Source organism: Brunnivagina elsteri CCALA 953, from assembly GCF_002289455.1.
In the GTDB taxonomy this organism is placed as follows: domain Bacteria; phylum Cyanobacteriota; class Cyanobacteriia; order Cyanobacteriales; family Nostocaceae; genus Brunnivagina; species Brunnivagina elsteri.
In genome coordinates, this window is the sequence record NZ_NTFS01000546.1 from 1 (window position 1) to 3,554 (window position 3,554).

The 3,554-nt window shown below is 38.5% G+C and carries 3 protein-coding genes; 2 read left to right on the forward strand and 1 reads right to left on the reverse strand.

Annotated elements, in window-relative coordinates; all coding sequences use genetic code 11:
• Together CK510_RS28065 and truB are read left to right on the forward strand one after the other, a co-directional pair.
• Positions 1-484, forward strand: a 484-nt coding sequence (locus CK510_RS28065) for a hypothetical protein (protein ID WP_143289475.1), incomplete at its 5' end; no start/stop codon positions are given.
• Positions 485-511: 27 nt separating this feature from the next.
• Positions 512-1,402, forward strand: a complete 891-nt coding sequence (gene truB / locus CK510_RS28070) for a tRNA pseudouridine(55) synthase TruB (protein WP_095724776.1) — start codon at positions 512-514, stop codon at positions 1,400-1,402.
• A gap of 142 nt (positions 1,403-1,544) precedes the next feature.
• Here truB and CK510_RS28075 read toward each other — a convergent pair whose 3' ends face one another.
• Entirely contained in the window at positions 1,545-2,915 is a 1,371-nt protein-coding gene (locus CK510_RS28075) for a cytochrome P450 (protein WP_095724777.1), read from the reverse strand.
• Positions 2,916-3,554: the final 639 nt, after the last annotated feature.

Consider the following 3,554-nt stretch of genomic DNA (forward strand, 5'->3'; position numbering starts at 1 on the left):
ACCTCAAACAGATGTTGAGATTAATTTAGTCAATATTTTAAAAAATATGATTGAGAGTAATCTTCGACATGTAAAATTATCGAGTGAATCCGCACGACAGCAAGTAATCATTGCCCCAATACTTCTAGAAGTTTGTAAAATCAGCCAAACTCGTTTAAATGTCGAATATCCCGTCAATGTTAGCGAGCAATTAAAAGGCAGTCTAGATTATTACCTGAATAAAGGCAAAGGATTATTAGTTGTAGAAGCAAAGCAATCCGACTTAACAAGGGGATTTACCCAACTAGCAGTCGAATTAATTGCCCTTGACCAATGGACTAATTCCGATACACCAATTTTATATGGTGCCGTTACCACAGGAGAAGACTGGCGATTTGGTATTTACAAGCGTCAAGAGAAAGAAATTATCGAAGATATTAAATTATATCGAGTACCCGAAGAAACTCAGATATTAATGAATATTTTGGTTGGTATTGTACACTAGTATTCTCCCCGAAACCCCAAAATACCTGTGCAAGGCTTCTTAAATCTGAACAAACCATTCGGTTGGACATCCCACGACTGTGTAGCCAAAGTCCGAAAAATCCTACATCTAAAAAAGGTCGGACATGCTGGTACATTAGACCCAGCAGCAACCGGAGTATTACCGATCGCACTCGGAAAAGCAACCCGACTCTTACAATATCTTCCCAGTGACAAAGCCTATCGTGCCACAATTCGTTTTGGTGTCAGCACCACAACTGACGATTTACAAGGGGAAGTAATTTCTTCCCAATCCAGTTCTAGTTTGGATTTAGAGACAATCAAAGCAGTCATACCCCAATTTATCGGCAAAATCCAGCAAATTCCACCCAGTTACAGCGCAATTCAAATTGATGGCAAACGACTTTACGATTTAGCACGTCAAGGTGTTCCTGTTGAAGCACCAGTGAGGACAGTAGAAGTATTCACCATCGATATACTAGACTGGCGAGCAGGGGTATTTCCCGAATTAGAGATTGCTATTTCTTGCGGTACGGGGACATATATTCGTGCGATCGCACGGGATTTAGGATTGGTTTTACAAACGGGGGGAACCCTCGCAGCACTACAACGTACTGTTAGTAGTGGTTTTGATTTGACTAACAGCATGACGATTGAAGAGTTGGAAACACAATCACAAGCGGGAATCTTTAAACCAATCAATCCCGATTTACCATTGGAATATTTACCAAGCGTCAGTTTATCCGCAGAAACTGGTAAAAAATGGTGTCAGGGACAGAAAATAGCAGAAGAAATAGACATATCAAATCTATCTTCGCCATATTTGCGAGTTTATAGTCAGGATGGCTGTTTTTTAGGAATTGGTGAATCAAAACCTGATTTATTCGTTCCCGCAATGGTGTTTGAACCCATTTCTTAATGCTGAAAATTTAGATTTAAATTTAGTTGTACTAATAGCGACTCAAAATTGGACTTTACAAATGCCTGCTAGCCTCTCTTTTATTAGCTTTTGGTGGTGGAGCTAATATTTAACCGCTCAGAGTATAGATTTAAATTTAGACTTAACGCTTTCCAACCATTAACATCCGCACACCACCAGCAGGAGCAAGGGTAAAACCACGACGTTGCAGTTTAACTGGTTTATCCTCCCCTAAAGCAAGCTGATATTTAGATAAAACCATTGCCAAGACTAATTTCATTTCCAACAGAGCTAAAGTATATCCCAAACATCGCCTACTTCCACCACCAAAAGGAAGATACTCAGCAGGAGAATACTGCCGTGTCAAAAAACGTTCTGGTTGAAATCGTCGAGGGTTGGGATACAAATCTTCCCGGTAATGCACGAGATAAATACTCGGCATAAAGGTAGTCTCGGCAGCAAACTCGTATCCAGCAATCTTCATGGGTGATTTAGCGATACGTGGAAAAAGCACCGGAATAACTGGATACATCCGCAGAGTTTCTTGACAAACTGCCGTTAAGTAAGGAAGTTGAGCCAATTCCATCGGATTGGGATTTTCCCCTAAACTATCTAGCTCTATCTGCAATTTTTCCAGTACATCTGGATGTTGATAAATCTGATAAAAAGCCCAAGCCAATGTTGTTGCAGTCGTTTCATGTCCAGCAAATAAAATTGTGAGCAATTCATCTTTCAATTCCCCGTCAGTCATCGCTTGCCCATTTTCATCCCGTGCAGCCATCATCAAGCTGAGAACGTCATTACCCTCCTCATTCATTTTTGTTCTTTTCTCTTCAATTTCAGCTTGGAGCAAATCGTAAACCTGGCGTTGTCTCTGTTTCATTCGTCCCCAAGGAGTCCAAGTTCCCCAATCTTGTTGTAAGAACTGAAAAAACAGCATACTGGAGCGTAGAGGAGAATCGGTCATATCCAACCAATCTGTAAGTAAAGGTTTGAGTTGTTTATAGCAATACGCTCTTGGTGTTAAGCTCCGCTCATCGCCTTCACTCAAACCAAAGACAATTTGCAAAATTACTTCTAGGCTAATTTTCTGTGTGAAAGAGCGAACCACAAAAGTTTGACCAATTTGCCATTGGTTAGTTATTTGTTCGGTAATTAGGCAAATTTGTTCACCATAGGTTTTTATTTTTTCCCCATGAAAGGGCGGCATTAATAATTTTCGCTCCCGTCGATGCCGATCCCCATCCATTAACATCAAGGAATTTTTGCCGATGAGAGGCTCTGCTAATTTATTTCCTCGACCAACATTAAACTTAGAATCTTGGCTAAAAATTTCCTGGATGGCTTGGGGATTACCTATGAGTACATAAGAACCTAGCCCAGCTAATCGCATGGAAAAAATATCTCCATACTTTTGGCTATATTTCTGTTGAAATCCGATTGGGTCGGCGATCCAATTTATTAATTGCCACCAAGAAGGGGTGGTGATGCAATTCGGCAATGGACTCAACATCAAATTTTTCTCCTGAGTAAATCCTATGATTTAAATTTACCTTGAAAAAATTAATCAAATTAATCAAATCACAAATATTCGTTCTAAGAAACGTGGATTTATTAACTTACAATTTTCGCTCATCGGCTAACCTGCGTACATCAAAAAGTTTTGAACCTAAATTTTGCACTTTATTTAATCCACGTTCCTAACTCAGCAATAAAACAATCACATATCATAAAACAAGCCAATTATCAACAACTTTGCCAGATTTAAGTTAAGTTAGGTTAACTTTGTGTCTTTACCCTTTACAAATATATAAGTTTAGTTTTTATATTTTTTTGAACCAATCATGAAATTCTGGAAATTGACATCGAATATACAGGGTTTTCAAGAGCTTAGACAAATCAAATTGAGCAAAATTTATATACGTCGCCAAAGATTTTAATAAATCATACATCAGCTTGAAAGCCTTGTCAATTCGTAAATAATTGATAATAGAGTCAATAGTCTTGGCGATTGTATCTAAATGTAACTGGAATATAAATATTTGTAATTAAAAATAGTAGAAGTAATATGAGTAGGGAGCATCCCACTTTTTATTTAGCGAGCAAAGATTAATCCATTAAGGTAAGCACAACGGTGAGCAATGACTTGAGG